Below are 21,114 nucleotides of genomic sequence, written 5' to 3'. Positions count from 1 at the left end.
ATGTGCGCGGCCATGAAACTCAGTGATTTTGACTTTGATCTGCCCGAAGATCTGATTGCGACGCGCCCGGCGCGTCCGCGCACGGCCAGCCGCCTGTTGGTTGCGACGCCAGACACTCTGACCGACGCTCATGTCGGAGACCTGACCAGCTGGCTGCGTCCGGGGGATCGGCTGATCCTGAACGACACCAAAGTCATTCCAGGGCGATTGTTCGGCACACGCACCCGTCCGGGGCAGGCGCCCGGTGAAGGGGTGGCGAATATCGAGGTCACGCTTCTATCGCCCGATGGTCAAGGGCAATGGCACGCTATGGCGAAGCCGCTGCGCAAGCTGAAAGAGGGCGACGTGATTGCGTTCTCGGATGCGCTAAGCGCTGAATTCCTTGGGCGGGACGATGATCAGGCGGTGCTGCGGTTCAATCTTGTGGGTGACGCATTTGATGTTGCGATTGCTGAGGCCGGCAAGATGCCACTACCGCCTTATATTGCTGCCAAGCGTGCGGCGGACGACCAAGACAACGAAGATTACCAGACCGTTTTTGCCCGCAATACAGGTGCTGTTGCCGCGCCAACCGCGTCACTGCATTTCGATGCAGATTTGCTGTCCAAGATCGAAGCGATGGGCGTGGATCTGACCCACGTCACGTTGCATGTGGGGGCGGGGACCTTCTTGCCGGTGAAGGTCGACGATGTTTCAAAACACAAGATGCATGCCGAATGGGGCGAGGTCAGCCAAACTGCGGCGGACGAGATCAACGCGACCCTCGCCGCCGGTGGGCGCGTGATTCCGGTGGGCACCACCGCATTGCGCCTAATCGAAAGCGCCGCAGTGGCGAAGGGGCAGATCGCGCCGTGGACCGGCGAGACCGACATTTTCATCACTCCGGGTTTTGAATTTTCAATCACCGATGGCTTGATGACCAACTTCCACCTACCCAAATCCACGCTGATGATGCTGGTCTCTGCCTTGATGGGGACCGAGCGGATGCGGGATGTCTATACCCATGCCATTGCAGAAAAATATCGCTTCTTTTCGTACGGCGACAGCTCGCTTCTGCTGCCCAAGGGGGCTTAGAGGCCGGAACGCGACTCCACTAGGTCGCGAAAAAGCGTTTTCCGGACAGCGCCTTCGGCTACACTGAACTTCTCGGATTGGCGGAGGGTTCCATGCTTCAGGTTCTGGCAAGCTCTTGGGCGCTTTTGTTAGGCGTCATGCTTTTAATGGTTGGCAACGGTGTGCAGGGCACACTGTTGGGTATTCGTGGTGGGCTTGAGGGGTTCTCGACCTTCGAGCTGTCGCTTGTCATGTCTGGCTATTTCGCAGGCTTCCTGTTCGGGTCGCGCATGGCGCCGACCATGATCCGCCGTGTCGGCCATGTGCGGGTCTTTGCGGCGCTGGGGTCGTTCATTTCAGCCGTGTTGATCCTGTACCCGGCGATGAACGATCCGATTGCCTGGACGCTTCTGCGCGTTGTTGTCGGGTTCTGCTTCTCGGGTGTGTATGTCACGGCGGAAAGCTGGCTGAACAACGCCGCCGACAACGCGAACCGGGGCAAGGCGTTGTCGCTTTATATGTTTGTGCAGATGGTCGGAATTATTGCGGCACAGGGTCTGCTGGTGCTGGGGGATCCGCAGGACTTCATCTTGTTCATCATTCCCTCGGTGCTGGTGTCGATTGCCTTTGCGCCGATCCTCTTGTCGGTGAACCCAACCCCTGCCTTTGAAACCACCAAAGGTCTGAGCCTGCGCGAGCTTTACACGATCTCGCCGCTGGGCTGTGTCGGCTTCTTCATTCTGGGTGGCGTGTTTGCTGCACAGTTCGGCATGGCCTCGGTCTTTGGACAGCAGGCGGGGCTAACCGTCGCGCAGATTTCGGGCTTTGTGTCGACCTTCTATATTGGCGGGCTGGTGCTTCAGTATCCCATCGGTTGGATCTCTGACCGCATGGACCGGCGCATCCTGATCCTGATCGTTACGGCTGTGGCCGCTATGGCTGGGTTCCTGCCGGTGCTTCTGTCTTCAGACTATAATGTGTTGCTGGCGGCAGCCTTTTTGATGGGCGGCATGACCAACCCGCTTTACGCGCTGCTTCTGGCCTATGTGAACGACTTCCTGGATCCGGACGATATGCCAGCCGCGTCAGCAGGGCTGATCTTCATTAACGGGATTGGCGCGATTGCCGGACCGATCATCTCGGGCTGGGTGATGGGCGTGGTCGGTCCCAGTGGCTTCTGGTCCTATATGGCTGTCCTGCTTCTTGCTTTGCTTGCTTACGGTCTGTGGCGGTCGACCCAGCGTTCGGCGCCTGCGCCCCAAGATACCGGTGCGTTTGTAACTATGGCGCCTGCCGCATCCCCTGTGGCTGTCGACATGGCGCAAGAGTTCTGGGCGGACGAGGCAGAAGCCAACGAAGAGGAAGAGAGCTGATCGCCTGAAGTCATTTACGGGGCTTGCAGAGTTCTCCCTCCCCGCTAGGGTGAATGGGTAGGGAGGACGACATGGCGACTGCACAGAATATCATCCGCTTCTGGGTCGACGATACTGGGCCTGAGGGCTGGTATAACGGTACCGACGAACTCGACTCCACGATCCGGGACAAGTTCCTGCCAAGTTGGGAGGCCGCCCGCGCCGGTGCGTTAGACCACTGGCAGGACACGGCTGAGGGTGCGTTGGGGTTTTTGATCCTGACAGACCAGTTCCCACGCAACATGTTTCGCGGTGATGCGCGGTCCTTTGCGACGGACGCCGCAGCACTGGCTTGTGCCGAGCGCGCGATCGACAATGGGCTGGATTTGCAGATCGATCTGCCAACCCGGCAATTCTTTTATATGCCCTTCATGCATAGTGAAGAGATGGCAATGCAGGACCGTTGCATCGAGTTGATGCAGGACCGCATGTCTGATCCGCGTGGGGAAGGGGATACGCTTCATGCCCGCATTCACCGCGAGATCATTCGTCGTTTCGGGCGGTTTCCTTATCGAAATCAGGCGCTTGGACGCGATAGTCGCGCTGAAGAAGATGCGTTCATTCGCGATGGCGGCTATGGTCAGATCCTTCATGAGCTGCAGGATGAGCAGGAATAACGGCGATATTCCCGGTTTTCGCTGAGCGAATAGCGGGGTTTCGCTGAGGTAATTGATCCGTTGAACGAAATAGTTTAATGCCAAACTATCTTGGATGAGGAGGAGCCACCGATGGCAGGACAGAGTTATGATACGATCGTGATCGGCGCAGGGCCGGGCGGTTATGTTGCAGCCATTCGGGCCGCTCAGCTGGGCCAGAAAGTGGCCATCGTCGAACGCGAGCATCTGGGCGGTATCTGCCTGAACTGGGGCTGTATCCCGACCAAGGCGCTTTTGCGCTCGGCTGAGGTGTTCCATCTGATGCACCGCGCCAAGGAATTTGGTCTGTCTGCCGGCAAGATTGACTATGATCTGCCTGCCATCGTAAAGCGCTCGCGCGGCGTCGCGGCCCAGCTGTCGGGCGGCATCGGTCACCTGATGAAGAAAAACAAGGTCACCGTGGTGATGGGCGAGGCAACGATCCCCGCCAAGGGCAAGGTCTCGGTCAAAACTGAAAAAGGCACCGAAGAGCTGACCGCGAAGAACATCGTGCTTGCCACCGGCGCCCGTGCCCGCGAACTGCCGGGACTTGAGGCTGATGGCGATCTGGTGTGGACCTACAAACACGCGCTGAACCCGCCGCGCATGCCGAAGAAACTTCTGGTCATCGGCTCGGGCGCGATTGGAATTGAATTTGCTAGCTTCTTCAATACGTTGGGCGCTGACACCACCGTGGTCGAGGTGATGGACCGCGTTCTGCCGGTTGAAGACGCCGAGATCTCGGCCTTCGCGAAGAAGTCCTTCGTCAAGCAAGGTATGAAGATCATGGAGAAAGCCATGGTCAAGCAGCTGGATCGCGCCAAAGGCAAAGTCACCGCCCATATCGAGGTCGGCGGCAAAGTTGAGAAGCAAGAGTTTGATACCGTAATCTCTGCAGTCGGCATCGTCGGCAATGTGGAAGGCTTGGGTCTGGAAGCGCTCGGCGTGAAGATCGACCGCACCCATGTTGTAACAGACGCCCATTGCCGCACGGGCGTCGACGGCCTCTATGCCATTGGCGATATCGCCGGTGCACCGTGGCTCGCGCACAAGGCCAGCCATGAAGGTGTCATGGTGGCCGAGCTGATCGCGGGTCTTCACGCGCATCCGGTGAAGCCGGAAAGCATCCCGGGCTGTACCTATTGTCACCCGCAGGTGGCCTCGGTCGGTCTGTCAGAAGCCAAGGCGAAAGAGCAAGGGTATGACATCAAAGTCGGCCGCTTCCCCTTCATCGGCAACGGTAAAGCGATTGCCATGGGCGACCCCGAGGGTATGATCAAAACCATCTTCGACGCCAAAACCGGCGAGTTGCTGGGTGCGCATATGGTTGGTCCGGAAGTGACCGAGATGATCCAGGGCTATGTGGTCGGCAAAACGCTGGAAACCACCGAGGAAGAGTTGATGCACACAGTCTTCCCACACCCAACGATCTCGGAAAGCATGCACGAAGCCGTGCTGGACGCTTACGATCGCGTCATCCACATGTAAGCTGTTGTGAATTCAAGAAAAAGGCCGGGTCAATCGCCCGGCCTTTTTGCGTGTTTGAGGGTTCAAGCCGTGACTTCGAGCCCGGCAAGAGCGTCCAGAATACGTGTCCAGCCGCCGTTGTGGTCGTCGCGGCTTTGCTCAGATGGAAAGCGCACGTGGCGCAGGGTCAGGTCAGTGCCGCCGTCTTTCGGGGCGAAGTCCAGCGTCACGACCGAATTCTCGGCGCTGTTGTGCGAGACCCAGGTGAAGGCCAGCTGATTGGCGCGGTCGATCACGCGGTATTCACCCGTATGCGGCAGGTCACCTGCTTGCGGCACGCGCATCATAATCAGAAATTGGCCGCCGACTTTGGCATCTACGTTGGCTTCGGGAACGGTGACGCCGGGGCCGGGTACCATGAACTTCGCCAACATCTTGGGGTCCAGCCAAGCGTCGAACACGCGTTCGGGCGGGTGCGGGATGTGGCGGGTGATCTCAAGGGAAAGTTCAGGCATCGTTGTCCTCCTTCAAGGCAGCTTCGAGGGCATCCAGGCGCAATGCCCAGATTGACCGGAGTTCGTTAAACCATTGATCAACAAGCGAAAGCGGCTCCATTTGAACTTCTATTAGATGTTCGCGCCATTCGGTGCGCCGGGTCACCAGCCCAGCGGCTTCCAGCACTTTGATGTGCTTCGAGACCGAGTTCAGACTGATGTCAAAACGCGCGGCGATATCGGTGATCCGAAGCGGTCCTTCCTGCGCGAGCAGTGTCAGGATGGACCGGCGTGTCGGATCAGACGCAGCTTTCAAAACTGGGGACAGAAGGTCCGTATCTTGTCGTTCAACCATATGGATGAATAACATGGCGAGGCTGATCAGTCAACCTTTAGGGTGAATGAGCGGCGGGGCAAAGAAAAACCGCGCTTGGCAAAGCCCGCGCGGTTCTCAATATCGTCAGGGGTAGGGGGGCTTAGCGGGCGATCTCTCCGCCCGCCTGATGCCAGTGACCCAGCCCGCCGATGTTATAGACCTCGTCAAAGCCCAACCGTTTCAACACCTGCGCGCCTTGCGCCGAACGCGCGCCGGACGCGCAATAAAGCGCCACGGGTTTTGATGTGTCGATGTCCGTGTTGAAGTCCGGGCCTTTCGGGTCACACTGAAACGGCATCACCGAAAGCGGCACCACCACGGCCCCCTTGGCTTTGCCGGTCATCTGCACTTCGCCGTGGTCGCGAACGTCGATCAGGTTGATCTCGCCTGCTAGGACTTTCGCGACTGCCTCGCGCGGGTCCATTTTCGCCCCGCCCATCATGAAACCAAACATGTCTTGCTCCTATTTCGCTTTCGCGTCTTGAGAAGGGATATAGAGGACCGGGCGCGCAGATCAACTCTTTGACGGATTAAATATTCAAAAAAGCGAATATAAAGTCAATCCCGCCAGTGGCTGCTAGCTTGTTCTCGTAATGTTCTAACTTTTCGATTGTCTCGCCGCGGGCTTTGCCCTAACCGTTATGCAAGTGTGAATTGGGGGTCAGAATGGCCGAGTTGAAAGAAATCCAGGTCCGCGGAGCGCGCGAGCATAACCTGAAATCCATCGACGTGGACATCCCGCGTGACAGGCTGGTGGTGATCACGGGCCTGTCGGGCTCGGGCAAGTCGTCCTTGGCGTTCGATACGATCTATGCGGAAGGGCAGCGGCGCTATGTGGAAAGCCTGTCAGCCTATGCACGCCAATTCCTTGATATGATGGAGAAACCCGATGTGGATCACATCGCGGGGCTGTCACCCGCGATCTCTATCGAGCAGAAGACCACGTCCAAGAACCCACGTTCGACCGTCGGTACAGTGACCGAGATCTACGACTATCTGCGCCTGCTTTTTGCCCGCGCAGGGACGCCGTATTCGCCCGCCACAGGCCTGCCCATCGAAGCGCAGCAGGTGCAGGATATGGTGGACCGCGTGATGCAGATGGAAGACGGCACGCGCGCCTATCTTCTGGCTCCCATCGTGCGCGACCGGAAGGGCGAATACCGCAAGGAATTTCAAGAGCTTCAGAAGAAGGGATTCCAGCGCGTCAAGGTGAATGGCGAGATGTATGAGCTGGACGCTCCGCCCACGCTGGACAAGAAATACCGCCACAATATCGACGTTGTGGTGGACCGTGTGGTTGTGCGCGAAGGGATGGAGCAACGTCTGGCCGACAGTTTCCGCACCGCGCTGGATCTGGCCGACGGAATTGCCCATTTCGAAACCGCCCCGCGCGAGGGCGACCCTGAGGTCATCACTTTCTCGGAAAACTTTGCCTGCCCGGAAAGCGGATTCACAATTCCCGAGATCGAGCCGCGCCTGTTTTCCTTCAATGCCCCCTTCGGGGCCTGCCCGGAATGTGACGGGCTGGGGAAAGAGCTGTTCTTTGATGAACGCCTTGTGGTGCCAGATGCGACGCTGAAAGTTTATGATGGGGCGTTGGCGCCTTGGCGGAAGGGCAAGTCGCCGTACTTCCTGCAAACGATTGAATCGATTGCGAAACATTATGAGTTCGACAAGAACACGCCATGGAAAGACCTGCCTGCCCATGTGCAGCAGGTGTTCCTCTATGGTTCGGGCGAGGAAGAGATCAAATTCCGCTTTGATGAGGGTGGGCGCGTTTACGAGGTCACGCGCAGCTTCGAAGGCGTCATCCCCAACATGGAGCGCCGCTATCGCGAGACGGATTCGAACTGGATCCGCGAGGAATTCGAGCGCTATCAGAACAACCGCCCCTGTGGCGCCTGTGGCGGCTATCGTCTGCGGGACGAAGCATTGGCCGTGAAAATCGGGTCGGGCGAGAAGCTTTTGCATGTGGGGCAGGTGGTCGAAATGTCGATCCGCGAGGCCTTGGCCTGGGTCGAAGACGCCCCCAATCATCTGAGCGCCCAAAAGAACGAGATCGCGCGCGCGATCCTGAAGGAAATCCGCGAACGTCTGGGGTTCCTGAACAATGTGGGGTTGGAATACCTGACGCTCAGCCGAAATTCCGGCACGTTGTCGGGCGGCGAAAGTCAGCGCATCCGCTTGGCCAGCCAGATCGGCTCGGGCTTGACAGGGGTGCTTTATGTACTCGATGAGCCGTCCATTGGGCTGCACCAGCGCGACAATGACCGGCTGCTGACCACGCTGAAAAACCTGCGCGATCAGGGCAACACGGTGATCGTTGTGGAGCATGACGAGGAAGCCATTCGCGAGGCCGATTTCGTCTTGGATATCGGCCCCGGCGCCGGGGTGCACGGCGGCGAAATCATCGCGCAAGGGACGCCCAAGGACATTGCAGACAATGAAAATTCAGTAACAGGTCAGTATCTTACCGGCGTTCGCGAGATCGCGGTCCCAGCGAAGCGTCGCAAGGGGAATGGTAAGAAGATCACCGTGAAGAAAGCCACGGGGAACAACCTAAAGAATGTGACGGTGGACTTTCCGCTTGGCAAATTCGTCTGTGTGACCGGTGTGTCGGGCGGCGGGAAATCCACGCTGACCATCGAGACGCTGTTCAAGACCGCCTCGATGCGTCTGAACGGCGCGCGCCAGACACCTGCGCCCTGTGAAACCATCAAGGGGCTAGAGCATCTGGACAAGGTGATCGACATTGACCAGCGCCCCATCGGCCGCACACCACGTTCCAACCCTGCGACATACACAGGCGCTTTCACACCCATTCGCGAGTGGTTCGCGGGCCTGCCCGAAGCCAAGACCCGTGGCTACAAGCCCGGACGCTTCAGCTTCAACGTGAAGGGTGGCCGGTGCGAAGCGTGTCAGGGCGACGGGGTCATCAAGATCGAGATGCACTTCCTGCCCGACGTCTACGTGCAATGTGAAACCTGTAAGGGCGCGCGCTATAACCGCGAAACGCTAGAGGTGCAGTTTAAGGGCAAGTCCATCGCCGACGTGCTGGATATGACCGTCGAAGATGCGCAAGAGTTCTTTCAGGCGGTGCCGTCCATCCGGGATAAGATGGATGCGCTGATGCGCGTCGGACTTGGCTACATCAAGGTAGGGCAGCAGGCGACGACCCTGTCCGGCGGTGAGGCACAGCGCGTGAAACTGTCAAAAGAGCTGTCCAAACGCTCGACCGGGCGCACACTCTATATCCTTGATGAACCCACCACGGGTCTGCATTTCGAGGACGTGCGCAAACTGCTCGAGGTGCTGCACGAGTTGGTGGATCAGGGCAACTCTGTGGTGGTGATCGAGCACAATCTCGACGTGGTGAAAACCGCGGACCACATCATCGATATCGGCCCGGAAGGCGGCGATGGCGGAGGCACGGTCGTGGCCAAAGGAACGCCCGAGCAGGTGGCGAAAGTGGCCGAAAGCCACACGGGGCATTATTTGAAAGATATGCTGCGATAGGCCTGGGGACCGTGCGGATCAGGTGCCAGAGGTGAGGGTTTCCCGATGAAACAACTTCGAGAAGTGCATCTGCACCTAGGCGCACACCGGACCGGTTCGACAGCCTTTCAGATGGTGCTAAGTGCCAATGCGACTGCACTTCATGCGCAGGGTTTGCGCCTTGGTTTTCCGGAACGTAGTCGGGTCCCGAATGGGCAGTTGCGCACACATCTGGATCACGCTGCGTTGGGGGATCCAAAGCAGCTGAAAAAGCAGATTGCCAAGAACCGCGCTGATCTCGCGCCGGTGCTCAATACGGATGAATATCATCAGGCACTCCTGTCTGAAGAGAATTTTATTGGTGGCATGATCTCCTTCGAACAGGGACGGTTTTATCCCAATGTGCGCGAGCGGATGATCCTGCTAAGGATGGTTCTTCATCCGGCGGAAATTGGCAACGTCATGTTGATGATCCGCTCATATGACTCTCTGTTCGAATCCGCATTTCGGAAGCGGGCCGAAACCCATGTCATGCCCAGTTATGAAGCCGTGCGTCATCGTCAGGCAGAGTTTGAAGGCGGCTGGCCGACTGTGGTCGAGGCCATCTTGGCGGAACTGAAGCCCCAGAAGCTGTTGGTGGTTCCATATCGACGCGAACGTGACGACCTTGCGTTGCTCGAACTGCTCTGCCCCCATCTGGGTCTGGCTGGTCTGACGCCAAGCGAAGGGTACACGAATATGAGTTTCCCGGATGCAGCCTTGTTCGAAATTCAACGTCAGCGGCGTGCAGGGAAAAAGCTTTTCTGGGATGAGAAACGCGCAATCTATGACGCGTTTGCGGACAAAGTGGCGGAGCGTCCGTTCGTGCAGCTGTACCCCGATCACGCGGAAAACTTGAGGGCGCGGTATTTGTCCGATCTCGAGCTGTTGCGCCGCCGCTCTGACGTCACGCTTGTCGAAGAATGAAGCGCTCTGGAACAAAAAAGGCCAAGACAGTCCTGTCTTGGCCTTCTTCGTGATCTTGAACGGTGCTTAGCCGTCGAAGTCGACTTGTTGCACCAGTTTCAGCGCCTCGGCACGGTTGCCAGCCACTTCCATCAGGTTCACGCCATCTGCGGTGAAATCACCCCAGCTGGTGACAACGGCATCTGCCTGCGTGCCCGGTGCGATCGGGTATTCATAGTTCTGTGAAGCATAGATTTCCTGCGCTTTCGGCGAGGACAGGAATTCCATCAGTTTGATGGCGTTGTCCTTGTTCGGCGCATGCTTGGCCAGCGCCATGCCCGACAGGTTCACGTGGGTGCCCGAGCCTTCGAAGACCGGGAAGATGACGTTTACGCTGTCAGCCCAGGCTTTCTGCTCTTCATCTGCCAGCATCTTGCCCATGTAATAGGTATTGCCGATCGAGATGTCACATTCGCCGGCCCAGATCGCCTTGACCTGCGCGCGGTCGTTGCCCTGCGGCTTGCGGGCTAGGTTGGCTTTCACGCCTTCCAGCCAAGCGGTGGTTGCGGCGGTGTCGTGGTGGGTCAGGTGGGCCGAGACAAGGCCAAGCGTGTAACTGTGGGTGCCCGAACGGGTGCAGATGCGGCCCTTCCATTTCGGGTCAGCAAGGTCTTCATAAGTGGTGATTTCACCCTCGGCCACGCGGTCTTTCGAGGCATAGATGATGCGCGCACGCGAGGTCAGGCCGAACCACTGGTCACCCGGATCACGGTAAGCAGCGGGGATGTTGCCTTCCAGGACGTCCGACTTGACCGGTTGGGTTAGGTCCGCTTCGACCACGCCGGCCAGACGCGAGATGTCGACCGTCATGATCAGGTCGGCGGGGCTGCGTTTGCCCTCGGCCTGAAGGCGTTCCACAACGCCTTGTTTCAGGAACGCCACGTTGACGGTGATGCCGGTGTCTTCTTGAAATGCGTCCATCAGGGGTTGGATCAGCTCGGGCTGACGGAAAGAATAGACATTCACCTCGTCAGCGCTTGCGGCGGCGGGGGTAAGGGCTGTGGCGCCAACAAGGGCCATGGCAAGCGTGCGAACAGATTTCATCGCGCGGATCTCCTTCGGTTTCGATGGGGCGCTTAAACCCGAGTCTTTCGCTCGGGTCAATACCTGATTAAAATTATCGGGGAAAATGTCGCAGGTTACTGCGCAGCCCGTTCTGCGGCTTTCTCGGCTTCCCAAAATGCATCCATTTCTTCCAGATCGGACTCTTCGGGGGTTTTGCCCATAGTGGCCAATCTGCGCTCGATGCCTTTGAAGCGACGTTCGAACTTGGCGTTGGCGTGACGCAGGGCTTCCTCGGGCTCGACATCAAGATGCCGGGCGAGGTTGGCAACGACGAACAGAAGATCCCCGATTTCTTCGCGCAATTCATCTTGCCCCAATGTATCTCGGGCTTCAGCCACTTCGCGGGCTTCTTCGGTAATTTTGTCCAAGACCATGCCGATCTCGGGCCAATCGAATCCGACACGTGCGGCACGTTTTTGCAGTTTCACAGCGCGCAGCAGGGCGGGCAGGCCGATGGCCACGCCATCCAAGACGCCTTGCTGGGCCTTCGCGGCGCGTTCGGCGGCCTTGATGGTTTCCCAATCGCGGGTCTGCTGTTCAGCGGACTTGTCGCGGTTTTCGTCCCCGAACACATGCGGATGCCGCGCGACCATTTTGTCCGACATCGTGTCGGCCACATCGTCAAAGCTGAACAGCCCCTTTTCTTCGGCCATCTGGGCGTGGAAGACGGATTGGAACAGCAGGTCGCCCAGCTCGCCCTTCAACTCGTCCCACGCCTCGCGCTCGATGGCATCGGCGACCTCATAGGCTTCCTCGATTGTGTAAGGCGCGATGGTGCGGAATTCCTGCTCGATATCCCAGGGGCAGCCCGTTTCTGGATCGCGTAGACGGCGCATGATCTCGCGCAGGCGATCCATGCCGCCATTTGGGTCGTGAACAAGCTGGTCGGACGATTTGGTCATTGCATTTGCCCCTCAATCAGGAAACCTTCAGCCCAATTCAGGAGGGCTCCATGGCTGTTATCAACCGTATCGCTGATTTTGACGAAGATATGAAGGGCTGGCGCCGTCACTTGCATCAGAACCCAGAGTTTGGGTTGGAGTGTCATCAGACCGCGGCGTTTGTTTGTGACCGCTTGCGTGAATTTGGCGTTGATGAAATTCACGAGCAGATCGGTGTTTCGGGCGTAGTGGCGATCATTAACGGGCAGGGAGAGGGGGCGACCATCGGGCTGCGCGCCGACATGGATGCGCTTCCTATGGAGGAACTGACCGGGCTGGACTATGCGTCGCAGAACAAAGGGTTGATGCATGCCTGCGGCCATGATGGGCACACCACCATGTTGCTGGGTGCTGCACGGTATTTGGCCGAGACTCGTAATTTCCGAGGGCGGGTCGCGCTGATTTTCCAGCCAGCCGAGGAGAACTTTGGCGGCGCAAAGTACATGTGCGACGAGGGTATGATGGCGCGATTTGACATTTCCGAGGTCTACGCCCTGCACACCATGTCGGGGATCGAGCTGGGCCACTTTGTCACCACGCCCGGACCGATGATGGCGGCGGTGGACACGCTGCGCGCGACGGTGACGGGTGTTGGCGGGCACGGTGCCTATCCGCATGAATGCGTGGACCCGATCCCCGCGATGGTCGCAATGGTGCAGGCGCTGCAAACCATCGTCAGCCGGAACCTGTGTCCGCTCGATGAGCTTGTGGTCTCGGTCACGGAAATCCATGCGGGCACGGCAGATAATGTCATTCCGGAAAGTGGCTGGTTCGGGGCAACGATCCGATCCTTCACGCCCGAGGTTCGCAAGATGGTCGAGATGCGGATTCGCGAGATTTTGGAGGGGCACGCGGCCAGTTTCGGTGTGAAAGTCGATATCGATTATGAGCTGGGCTATCCGCCGATGATCAACACCGCGCCCGAAGTGGCGAAGGCCGCAGAGGCTGCGCGCGAGATATCGGGGGCAGACCGTGTTGACGATGCCTCGGGCCGCGAGATGGGAGCCGAGGATTTCGCCTATATGCTGGAGGAACGCCCCGGCGCCTATCTGTTCTTGGGGCAAGGGGACGGGCCGGGCGTGCATCATCCGAAATTCGACTTCAACGACGAGGTTGCGGCCTATGGATCCAGCTTTTTTGCCCGTCTGGTCGAGCGGTTGAATCCCCTCGCTTAAATATGATCAAATTGCTGGCGTCGTGCCGTGAGCTGTGCTAGGCATCCTCCAAACAAGGAGGTCAAAATGGCATTGGAAGACGCCGCCGATCAGGTGGACACCGCGATTACACGCGAAGGATTTAAAGGGCTTTCCTTTGAAAACACCTTTGGAGGTGTGCGGTCCTTTTTGCGTCGGACCTACACCAAGGATTTGTCCGATGTAGACATCGCCGTCACGGGGATTCCATTTGATCAAGCGGTGACAAACCGCCCGGGAACACGCCTTGGCCCACGCGCCATTCGCGATGCGTCGAGCCTGCAATCCCCGGATCCCGCTTATGGCTGGGGCTTCGATGTTCTGTCGGAGTTTGCGGTCGCGGATTACGGTGATCTGGCCTTTGATTATGCCCGTATCGATCAATTTCCGGCAGTGCTTGAGGCGCACATCACCTCGATCCTTGATCAGGATGCGGCGTGCCTGACGCTGGGGGGCGATCACTACATCACTTTCCCGATTCTGCGGGCGCATGTGAAGAAACACGGCCCGCTCAGCCTTCTGCAGTTCGACGCGCACACGGACACGTGGCCGGATGATGATATGAGCCGCGTGGATCACGGCACCATGTTCTACAAGGCGGTGAAAGAGGGGCTGATCGACCCCAGCCGCTCGGTTCAGGTGGGGATCCGCACCACCAATGAAGATACGCTGGGCGTGAACATCATTGACGCGCGCGAGGTGCATGAAACGGGTCCCGCCGCCGTGGTCAAAAAGATCAAATCCATTCTGGGTGACAACAAGACTTACCTGACCTTCGATATCGACGGTCTGGACCCGGCCTTCGCCCCCGGAACTGGGACGCCGGTTTGGGGTGGTCTGACCTCGGGCCAAGCGTCAATCATCCTGCGCGATCTGGCCGGGATCAACGTCGTTGGTGGCGACGTGGTCGAGGTGTCACCTCCGTTCGACACGACCGGTGCGACCGCGATCGCCGGGGCGCATATCGCGATGGAGATCTTGAACCTCTGGGCGTTTAACAAGCGTAAATAAGTATTCATTCATAGGAAAAATAGGCAGCGCCCGGATCGGTTCCCCCGGTTCGGGCGTGTCGCAGTTGACGCGATGTCATACTGATCCGGGGGCTGTTTCGGCACGTATCAAACTTATATCTGGCCGACACTGCCCAAGGAGCCCTCATGAAGCTGATCTTGATCCTAATTGCTGTGCCTGTGGTGCTTGCCGGGGCGCTTGCGCTCTATGCACGGCTCGTGCCGATCGAGGCGGACCGGTTTACCTCCAAACCCGGACCCGATGCAGCTGGTGTTCACAGGATGCCCGGCGGGGCGAAATACGTGCTGCCTCTGTCAGATCTTCCCAAGGATGCGCTGGTCAATTTACTGGGCATAGTGCGCCAAACTCCGCGTACCATCGAAATCGCTACGGACAATGGCAACAGCTTCGTGACCCGCTCGCGTGGCTTTGGCTTTCCGGATGTTACGCGAATTTGGCAGGATGAAGACAACCTACACATCCACGCGCATCTGGTGATCGGAAAATCAGATCTTGGGGTGAATGGAGACCGAGTTCGGCAGTGGAATGAAGCGCTGCGGGGTTCCTTGCGCTGAGACACAGCCCTCGCCGGTTTCGCGCCACATTGGGACGTTCAAACTCATCTCGCAGCGGGCCATGAAAGCACGCCCATCGACATACAGGCAGATCGACTGGCCCAGTTCGACCCGGCCACCTGTGCTGTCGGTGCAATAGCAATCAATCACCTTGCCGCCGGGGCCGGTCACATCTGCATGGATCGGGGTGGCCAGAACCGCAAGGAGAAGCGCGAAACGATAGGTCATGAGCGCAGTCTAGCACGCCCGCGCCCCTTGACCAAACCCCCGTAATCATAGACACCATCCCCATGGTTCCTATGGAAAAACTCAACGCGATCACCGAGCGCTTTCAATATCTCGAAGCCCGCATGGCCGAAGGCCTGTCGGGGGATGAAATTGCAGCGCTTGGGCGCGAATATGCCGAACTGAAGCCGGTGGTGGATGAAATCGCCAGCTATCAGCGACTTCTGGATGACATTGCCGAGGCCGAGCTGATGATGGACGATCCCGATATGCGGGAACTGGCCGAGGAGGAGCTGCCCGTCCTGCGCGAGCGCCTGCCCGAGATGGAGCAATCCATGCGTCTGGCGCTGTTGCCTAAGGACGCGGCAGATGCGCGCCCCGCGATGATCGAAATCCGCCCCGGTACGGGCGGGGACGAGGCAGCTTTGTTCGCCGGAGACCTTCTGCGCATGTATCAGCGCTATGCGGAATCGCGCGGTTGGAGTTTTGACATCGTCGAACAAAGTCTGTCCGAGCTTGGCGGCATAAAAGAGGTTACCGTCCATGTAAAAGGCGAGGGCGTCTTTGCGCGGCTGAAATATGAAAGTGGTGTCCATCGCGTGCAGCGCGTGCCGGAAACTGAAAGTGGCGGGCGGATCCATACCTCGGCCGCGACGGTCGCCGTGCTGCCCGAAGCCGAAGATGTGGACATCCAGATCGAACCCGGTGATTTGCGGATCGACACGATGCGCGCGTCTGGCTCGGGTGGTCAGCACGTGAACACGACGGATTCGGCCGTGCGCATTACCCACCTGCCCACGGGGATCATGGTGGTCAGTTCCGAGAAATCGCAGCACCGTAACCGCGAGATCGCGATGCAGGTTCTGAAAACACGGCTCTATGATCTGGAGCGTCAGCGCGTTGATAGCGAACGCGCGGCGGATCGGAAATCGCAAGTCGGATCGGGGGATCGGTCGGAACGGATTCGAACCTATAACTTCCCGCAGGGCCGTATGACCGATCACCGGATCAACCTGACGCTATACAAGCTGGATCAGATCATGGGTGGCGATCTTGACGAGATTGTGGATGCTCTGACCGCTGAAGCCCAAGCCGCTCAGCTGGCGGATCTGGACGCGTGACGACCGGGGCGGTGTTGCTGGCCGGGGCTGTCGCGAGGTTGCGCGAAGCCGGGATCAACGATCCGGCGCGTGACGCGCGTATTTTGCTGGCCTATGCGCTGGGGGTGGAGCGGAGTCGCCTGACCTTGGTGCTGTATGACGATGTGACGTCGGATCAGGCAGCTGCGTTCGAGCGGGCCATCGAGGCCCGCGTCGCCCGCCAGCCCGTCGCCCAAATCGTCGGACGGCGCGCGTTTTACGGGCGGGATTTCATTGTGACCCCCGACGTGCTGGACCCGCGTCCGGATACCGAGCTTTTGGTCGATCTGGCCCTGTCGGCACCTTTTGAAACGGTGTCGGATCTTGGGACAGGATCAGGCTGTATCCTGTTGTCCTTGCTGGCGGAACGTCCCAATGCGACAGGGCAGGGGGTGGATCTTTCTGAGCTTGCTCTGGCCGTGGCCGGACGTAACGCAGACCTACTTGGCGTATCTGATCGTGTTGTGTTCCATTCTGGAAGCTGGTTCGAACCTGTGGTGGATGCGCGGTTTGATCTGATTGTCTCGAATCCGCCTTACATCACCCAAGACGAAATGACCCAACTGTCCCCCGAGGTGCGCGATTGGGAGCCACATATGGCGCTGACCCCTGGCGGTGACGGGCTGGACGCCTATCGGATTATTATCCAAGCAGCGCCGAACCATCTGGCCGAGGAGGGGCGATTGCTGCTCGAAATTGGGCATCTACAAGGTCACGCTGTGTCAGAGCTCTGCCGTGCCGCCGGGTTTACGACGGTCGTCGTGCATCAGGATCTGGGGGGGAAGGATCGTGTTGTGGCGGCCTCGGGGTATAAGGGGGCCTAGCCTTCAACCTGTGTCCTAAACCGTGATGATTGGCGCGAAATACCGCCAAATCTGGCAAATATTCCATATAAGGCTTGTGTTTTCTCGGGCCACATGATTAGCAAGGGTATCAGCGCCGCAGTCCACTTGGACCGCCGCTGGGAACAAGCCCTAAAATCGGATCATCCGGCTGCTTTGCGGTCAGTGACCGAGACAACAGCGCGGCAAATGCCGCAAGACTGTGCTGAGACCGGATACTTTATATGAGATCGTCGAAATCACGTTCGCGCAATAAGTCGAACCGCAACCGGAACAACCCGGGTAACATCATCAACCGTGTGTTTGATAGCTCGGGTCCCGAGGGGAAGGTGCGCGGAACGCCGCAGCAGATTATCGACAAATACAATCAGCTGACGCGCGATGCGTTCCTGTCGAACGACCGTGTGGCTGGTGAAAACTTCCAGCAACATGCCGAGCATTACACGCGTCTGTTGGGCGAAGCGCAACGCGAGATCGAGACCCGCCGTCAGCAGGCCGATCAGCAGAATCGTGAACGTCAGCAGCGTGACAAGGATGCACGTGCCGAGCGTGCTGAAGCTCAGGCCAATACAGCACCAGACCAACCAGTACCGGGGGAAGGTGATCAGCCCGATCTGTCACAATCGCCACAGCCCGATATCGCGGATGACGGTGATAATGGTCTGGTTGAAACGCCTGAAAGCAAGCCGCGTCGCCAGCCGACACGCGCCCGCAAGCCACGCAAACCGGCCCGCAAAGACGAGGCTAAGTCGTCTGAGTCCGCACAAGACCCGGCGCCCAAGGCGACCGATCCGTCCGGCGAAGCTGCCGAGTAATTCGCCATCGAATTGGCAAGAAAAAAACCCCGGCTAGGCCGGGGTTTTTTGTTTCTATCAGAGCTGCTTAGTCTGTTCCGCGATAGGGCTCTACATATTGCAGGGCCATGTCCCAGGGGAAGAAAATCCAAGTGTCTTGACTGACTTCGGTGATGAAGGTGTCCACCTGCGGGCGACCTTTCGGTTTGGCGTAAACCGTTGCAAAATGCGCTTTGGGGAACATCTCGCGGACCAGTTCCAGCGTTTTGCCACTGTCTACCAGATCATCAATGATCAGAATGCCTTCGCCGTCGCCCATCAGCGCGGCATCCGGAGATTTCAGCACCTGAGCCTCACTCTGTTGGTCAGCTTTGCCGCCACCTGCGTGATAGGATTTGACGCTGATCGTATCCACAGTGCGGATGTCCAATTCGCGGCTGACGATCATGGCAGGGGCCATGCCGCCACGGGTGATCGCAACAACGGCACGCCACGCACCATCATCTGGACCCTGACCATCCAATCGCCACGCCAGCGCGCGGCTGTCGCGGTGGATCTGATCCCAGCTGATGTGGAACCCTTTTTCATGCGGAAGACGATGATCGCTCATGACGTGCGCTCCTTACTTGCGGCCGGTGGTCACGTCGATGTCAGGCGCATCGACGGCTTTCATGCCGACCACGTGGTACCCTGCGTCTACGTGATGGGTCTCACCGGTCACTCCAGACCCCAGATCGGACAACAGATACAGCGCCGAATTGCCCACATCGTTGATGGACACATTGCGACGAAGGGGCGAATTCAGCTCGTTCCATTTCAGGATATAGCGGAAATCACCGATGCCCGAGGCAGCCAGTGTTTTGATCGGACCCGCTGAAATCGAGTTCACGCGGATGCCGTCCTTGCCCAGATCCTCGGCCAGATAGCGCACAGACGCTTCCAGCGCGGCTTTGGCCACGCCCATGACGTTGTAGTGCGGCATCACCTGCTCGGCACCGTAATAGGTCAGCGTTAGCATTGAGCCACCATCGGTCATCAGATCAGCCGCGCGGCGCGCAACAGCTGTGAAGCTGTAGACCGAGATGTCCATCGTCATGCGGAAGTTCTCGGGGCTGGTGTCGACGTAACGGCCGCGAAGCTCGTTTTTGTCTGAGAAACCAATGGCATGGACGATGAAGTCCAGCTTGCCCCATTTCTTCTCCAACTCGGCAAACAGCGCGTCAATCGACGCCTGATCTGCCACATCGCATTCCAGAACAATGTCCGAACCAAGCTGGTCTGCCAGCGGTCCAACCCGCTTTTTCAGAGCCTCACCTTGATAGGAAAAGGCAAGCTCGGCGCCGGCGTCGGCACAGGCCTTCGCAATTCCCCATGCAATGGATTTATCATTTGCGAGCCCCATGATCAGGCCACGCTTTCCCTTCATCAATTCGGTCGACATAAATATTCCTCGTCCCGCGATACTGCGTTAAGACCGTTTATGCGATTGACGGTACGTCTTCAAGTCCGGCATGGCGCTATGTGCTTGTGAAATGGCGGGATTTGGCCAAGTTATCGGGTGGGTTCATGCAAAGATGAACCGAGTGAGAGGGAAAGCAAATGTCTGAACGTGACGGAATTTTTGCAGGCGACGACCCGTTTGTCATTGCGCGACACTGGTTGGCCGAAGCCGAAAAAAATGAATTGAACGATCCGAATGCGATTGCGCTTTCGACCGTCGATGCAGATGGTCTGCCCAATGCGCGGATGGTGCTTCTGAAAGACATCGAAGACGACGCGTTCGTTTTCTACACGAATTATGGCTCGGTCAAAGCGCAGGAAATCGAACAGGCTGGGAAGGCTGCATTCGTTATGCACTGGAAAAGTCTCAGGCGCCAAATTCGCGTGCGTGGAACCGTAACCCGCGAAGAAGGCGTGCAGGCCGACAATTACTTTGCGTCACGATCTCTGAAAAGCAAACTTGGTGCCTGGGCGTCTCGGCAGAGCCAACCCCTGTCGTCGCGCGCGAGTTTGATGGCCAAGGTTGCGAAGGTGACAGCACAGCACGGCCCAACCCCTCAACGCCCTGATTTTTGGGGTGGATATCGTATCCAACCTGTCGAAATCGAGTTCTGGGCAGATGGTGCATTCAGGTTGCATGACCGTTTCCGCTGGACGCGCTCTGGGCAGGATCAGAACTGGACGATTGAGCGGCTGAATCCCTGATAATCTTACCGCTTTTGGTCTTTACCTATCCAAAAATACAGGGTTGCGGGGCTTGCGTCGCCCCTGCAAACGCCCCAATAGTAAATGTGGGGACGAAATGTGCTAGAGGTTGATATGTCGCAGATGGGTGATGCCCGCGCGCCGGAAGTGGTGCAAGGGCAGGTCAAATGGTTCGATCCGAACAAGGGGTTCGGGTTTGTAGTTGCGAATGAAGGTGGGGCAGATATTCTGTTGCACGCCAATGTTTTGCGCAATTTTGGCCAAAGCTCTGTCGCCGACGGATCCAGCATCGAAATCACCGTTCAGGCCACGGATCGTGGCTATCAGGCGATCAGCGTTTTGTCGATTGCGCCCCCGGAAGGGGATGACGTCCATCAGCTAGAAGAGATTGTCGAGGGGCTGGTCGATCCCGACAGCATCGGAGACATGGAGCCCGCCCGCGTAAAATGGTTCGACAAGGCCAAGGGATTTGGGTTCGCCAATGCGTTCGGCAGTTCCGAAGATATTTTCGTCCATATCGAGGTTCTGCGCCGGTCGGGTCTTGCCGATCTTCAGCCCGGGGAAGCGATCAGCATTCGCGCAGCTGACGGGAAGCGTGGCAAGATGGCGGTTTCCGTTCACGCTTGGGATGCGGCTGTCGACGACGAGACCACATCTTGATCCCATCTTTGCGCACGGGGGGGATCATCTGTTGCGCAATTTTTTCCGCAGTTCTGAGCGTAGGGTGGGCAGAAGCTGCAGAGTGCCAGTTTGATCGCATCTCTGTTCGGGGCAACTGGGGGCAAGCAACCTTTACAGTCGAGGTGGCGGATGACCCAAATGAGCGGGCTCAAGGTTTGATGTTCCGCGAAGCGATGCCCGCCACCCATGGAATGCTTTTCCTGTTCGAGAAACCTCAACAGGTCAGCTTCTGGATGAAGAACACTCTGATCGCGCTCGATATGATATTTATTCAGCCTGATGGGACCGTGTCGCGGATACACGAGAATGCGATCCCGCACGACACAACGCCGATCGACGGAGGGCAGGGCGTCAGTGCTGTGCTTGAACTGAACGGGGGGCTGACTGTGCGACTTGGGATCGCCGAAGGCAGCGAGTTGAGGCATCCCGCCTTTGATCAGGCAATGGCCGCTTGGCCGTGTGATGCAGCGGTTTCAGAATAATCGCCCAACATTTCATTTTGTGGG

The 21,114-nt window shown here is 58.2% G+C and carries 23 protein-coding genes; 15 read left to right on the top strand and 8 right to left on the bottom strand.

Features of this window, described 5'->3' with window-relative positions:
• Window positions 1-12 precede the first annotated feature (12 nt).
• The 4 genes from queA to lpdA all read left to right on the top strand — a co-directional run bounded on the left by queA (window position 13) and on the right by lpdA (window position 4,588).
• Window positions 13-1,074 (top strand): tRNA preQ1(34) S-adenosylmethionine ribosyltransferase-isomerase QueA, encoded by a 1,062-nt coding sequence (gene queA / locus G0Q00_RS03065; protein WP_163036287.1) that lies wholly within the window; start codon window positions 13-15, stop codon window positions 1,072-1,074.
• 92 nt (window positions 1,075-1,166) lie between these two features.
• Entirely contained in the window at window positions 1,167-2,426 is a 1,260-nt protein-coding gene (locus G0Q00_RS03060; protein ID WP_163036286.1) for an MFS transporter, read from the top strand.
• A 71-nt stretch (window positions 2,427-2,497) separates the two neighbouring features.
• Window positions 2,498-3,082: a DUF924 family protein gene (locus tag G0Q00_RS03055; RefSeq protein WP_163036284.1), complete on the top strand. Its 585-nt coding sequence runs from the start codon at window positions 2,498-2,500 to the stop codon at window positions 3,080-3,082.
• Between the two features lie 111 nt (window positions 3,083-3,193).
• Window positions 3,194-4,588, top strand: coding sequence for a dihydrolipoyl dehydrogenase (gene lpdA / locus G0Q00_RS03050; protein ID WP_163036282.1), 1,395 nt, complete (start codon window positions 3,194-3,196; stop codon window positions 4,586-4,588).
• Between the two features lie 62 nt (window positions 4,589-4,650).
• Here lpdA and G0Q00_RS03045 read toward each other — a convergent pair whose 3' ends face one another.
• The 3 genes from G0Q00_RS03045 to G0Q00_RS03035 form a co-directional block, all read right to left on the bottom strand.
• On the bottom strand, window positions 4,651-5,082 hold the full coding sequence (locus G0Q00_RS03045) for an SRPBCC domain-containing protein (protein WP_163036280.1): 432 nt from the start codon (window positions 5,080-5,082) through the stop codon (window positions 4,651-4,653).
• Entirely contained in the window at window positions 5,075-5,431 is a 357-nt protein-coding gene (locus G0Q00_RS03040) for a helix-turn-helix transcriptional regulator (RefSeq protein ID WP_239058308.1), read from the bottom strand. The genes G0Q00_RS03045 and G0Q00_RS03040 overlap by 8 nt, the downstream gene beginning before the upstream one ends.
• Before the next feature lie 106 nt (window positions 5,432-5,537).
• On the bottom strand, window positions 5,538-5,891 hold the full coding sequence (locus G0Q00_RS03035; protein ID WP_163036278.1) for a rhodanese-like domain-containing protein: 354 nt from the start codon (window positions 5,889-5,891) through the stop codon (window positions 5,538-5,540).
• 212 nt (window positions 5,892-6,103) lie between these two features.
• On the opposite strand from G0Q00_RS03035, the gene uvrA reads away from it, so the two are divergent.
• Together uvrA and G0Q00_RS03025 are read left to right on the top strand one after the other, a co-directional pair.
• On the top strand, window positions 6,104-8,953 hold the full coding sequence (gene uvrA, locus G0Q00_RS03030; protein ID WP_163036276.1) for an excinuclease ABC subunit UvrA: 2,850 nt from the start codon (window positions 6,104-6,106) through the stop codon (window positions 8,951-8,953).
• A gap of 45 nt (window positions 8,954-8,998) precedes the next feature.
• A complete protein-coding gene (locus G0Q00_RS03025) occupies window positions 8,999-9,898 on the top strand; it encodes a hypothetical protein (protein WP_163036274.1) in 900 nt (299 codons plus the stop codon).
• Window positions 9,899-9,964: 66 nt separating this feature from the next.
• On the opposite strand, the gene G0Q00_RS03020 is transcribed toward G0Q00_RS03025, so the two are convergent.
• Window positions 9,965-10,981 (bottom strand): Fe(3+) ABC transporter substrate-binding protein, encoded by a 1,017-nt coding sequence (locus G0Q00_RS03020; protein WP_163036272.1) that lies wholly within the window; start codon window positions 10,979-10,981, stop codon window positions 9,965-9,967.
• Between the two features lie 95 nt (window positions 10,982-11,076).
• A complete protein-coding gene (gene mazG / locus G0Q00_RS03015; protein WP_163036270.1) occupies window positions 11,077-11,904 on the bottom strand; it encodes a nucleoside triphosphate pyrophosphohydrolase in 828 nt (275 codons plus the stop codon).
• Between the two features lie 50 nt (window positions 11,905-11,954).
• Between mazG and G0Q00_RS03010 the strand changes: the two genes are divergently transcribed.
• From G0Q00_RS03010 to G0Q00_RS03000, 3 genes are all read left to right on the top strand, one after another.
• Window positions 11,955-13,118, top strand: a complete 1,164-nt coding sequence (locus G0Q00_RS03010) for a M20 aminoacylase family protein (protein ID WP_163036268.1) — start codon at window positions 11,955-11,957, stop codon at window positions 13,116-13,118.
• A gap of 66 nt (window positions 13,119-13,184) precedes the next feature.
• Window positions 13,185-14,147: an agmatinase gene (gene speB, locus G0Q00_RS03005; protein ID WP_163036266.1), complete on the top strand. Its 963-nt coding sequence runs from the start codon at window positions 13,185-13,187 to the stop codon at window positions 14,145-14,147.
• A 146-nt stretch (window positions 14,148-14,293) separates the two neighbouring features.
• Window positions 14,294-14,722, top strand: coding sequence for a DUF1499 domain-containing protein (locus tag G0Q00_RS03000; protein ID WP_163036264.1), 429 nt, complete (start codon window positions 14,294-14,296; stop codon window positions 14,720-14,722).
• Here the strand turns inward: G0Q00_RS03000 and G0Q00_RS02995 are convergent.
• Complete coding sequence (locus G0Q00_RS02995) at window positions 14,654-14,950, bottom strand: hypothetical protein (RefSeq protein WP_163036262.1); 297 nt, start codon at window positions 14,948-14,950, stop codon at window positions 14,654-14,656. The genes G0Q00_RS03000 and G0Q00_RS02995 overlap by 69 nt on opposite strands.
• Before the next feature lie 62 nt (window positions 14,951-15,012).
• On the opposite strand from G0Q00_RS02995, the gene prfA reads away from it, so the two are divergent.
• From prfA to G0Q00_RS02980, 3 genes are all read left to right on the top strand, one after another.
• Entirely contained in the window at window positions 15,013-16,068 is a 1,056-nt protein-coding gene (gene prfA, locus G0Q00_RS02990; RefSeq protein ID WP_163036260.1) for a peptide chain release factor 1, read from the top strand.
• Entirely contained in the window at window positions 16,065-16,910 is an 846-nt protein-coding gene (gene prmC, locus G0Q00_RS02985; RefSeq protein ID WP_163036258.1) for a peptide chain release factor N(5)-glutamine methyltransferase, read from the top strand. The genes prfA and prmC overlap by 4 nt, the downstream gene beginning before the upstream one ends.
• A gap of 242 nt (window positions 16,911-17,152) precedes the next feature.
• Window positions 17,153-17,743, top strand: a complete 591-nt coding sequence (locus G0Q00_RS02980) for a DUF4167 domain-containing protein (RefSeq protein WP_163036256.1) — start codon at window positions 17,153-17,155, stop codon at window positions 17,741-17,743.
• A gap of 67 nt (window positions 17,744-17,810) precedes the next feature.
• On the opposite strand, the gene gpt is transcribed toward G0Q00_RS02980, so the two are convergent.
• Complete coding sequence (gene gpt, locus G0Q00_RS02975; RefSeq protein ID WP_163036254.1) at window positions 17,811-18,332, bottom strand: xanthine phosphoribosyltransferase; 522 nt, start codon at window positions 18,330-18,332, stop codon at window positions 17,811-17,813.
• Between the two features lie 12 nt (window positions 18,333-18,344).
• The gene (gene fabI, locus G0Q00_RS02970; protein ID WP_163036252.1) at window positions 18,345-19,163 is read right to left on the bottom strand and encodes an enoyl-ACP reductase FabI; all 819 of its coding nucleotides are present in this window, start codon (window positions 19,161-19,163) and stop codon (window positions 18,345-18,347) included.
• A 158-nt stretch (window positions 19,164-19,321) separates the two neighbouring features.
• Between fabI and pdxH the strand changes: the two genes are divergently transcribed.
• The 3 genes from pdxH (at window position 19,322) to G0Q00_RS02955 (ending at window position 21,090) form a co-directional block, all read left to right on the top strand.
• The gene (gene pdxH / locus G0Q00_RS02965) at window positions 19,322-19,927 is read left to right on the top strand and encodes a pyridoxamine 5'-phosphate oxidase (protein WP_163036250.1); all 606 of its coding nucleotides are present in this window, start codon (window positions 19,322-19,324) and stop codon (window positions 19,925-19,927) included.
• A gap of 123 nt (window positions 19,928-20,050) precedes the next feature.
• Window positions 20,051-20,587 carry a cold-shock protein gene (locus G0Q00_RS02960; protein ID WP_163038260.1) on the top strand — a complete coding sequence of 179 codons (537 nt, stop codon included), beginning with the start codon at window positions 20,051-20,053 and terminating at the stop codon, window positions 20,585-20,587.
• A gap of 143 nt (window positions 20,588-20,730) precedes the next feature.
• Window positions 20,731-21,090 carry a DUF192 domain-containing protein gene (locus G0Q00_RS02955; RefSeq protein WP_370458523.1) on the top strand — a complete coding sequence of 120 codons (360 nt, stop codon included), beginning with the start codon at window positions 20,731-20,733 and terminating at the stop codon, window positions 21,088-21,090.
• Window positions 21,091-21,114 lie beyond the last annotated feature (24 nt).

Source organism: Aliiroseovarius sp. PrR006, from assembly GCF_010500215.1.
Classification (GTDB): domain Bacteria; phylum Pseudomonadota; class Alphaproteobacteria; order Rhodobacterales; family Rhodobacteraceae; genus Aliiroseovarius.
Note: the sequence above shows the minus strand (reverse complement) of the source record. Positions and strands in the feature narration are given on the sequence as shown.